Genomic DNA, 537 nt, shown 5'->3' with positions numbered 1-537 from the left:
GGGGACGTGGCCGGCGACGGGGCGCCAGAGCGGGAGTTGGACCAGGCCGGGGCCGACGAACTCGAAGTCGCCGAAGAAGGGTTCGACGGCCGCGCGCGGGCGCAGCACCAGCGGGGCGCTGGCGCTGCGGTAGATGCGGGTGCCCTCGGCGGCGCTCTCGCGGGAGGCGAAGTCGGGGCTGCCGTGGGAGAGGATCAGCACGCTGCCGGGGGCGAGCGCCTCGCGCAGGGTGCGGACGATCCGCTCGGCGCCGTCCTCGTCGCGGATGAAGTGCAGGACGGCGACCAGCATCAGGGCGACCGGCCTGCCGAGGTCGACGGCGCCGCGCAGGGCGGGGTGGTCGAGGATCGTCCCGGGCTCGCGCAGGTCCGCCTCGATGACGGAGGTGTGGCCGGCCGGGTGGCCGGAGAGCAGGGCGCGGGCGTGGGTGGCCACGATCGGGTCGTTGTCGATGTAGACGACCCGGGCGTCGGGCGCGACCCGCTGGGCGACCTCGCTGGTGGAGCCGACGGCCGGGATGCCGGTGCCGATGTCGAC

1 protein-coding gene is annotated in these 537 nt (G+C 75.8%); it reads right to left on the bottom strand.

Going from position 1 to position 537, the window contains the following annotated elements:
• A partial coding sequence (locus VR45_RS19510; protein WP_045941079.1) for an SAM-dependent methyltransferase occupies nt 1-537 on the bottom strand: 537 nt, incomplete at both ends.

The organism is Streptomyces sp. NRRL S-495, from assembly GCF_000966955.1.
GTDB lineage: Bacteria > Actinomycetota > Actinomycetes > Streptomycetales > Streptomycetaceae > Kitasatospora > Kitasatospora purpeofusca.
This window is presented reverse-complemented; position numbering and strand designations above follow the sequence as displayed.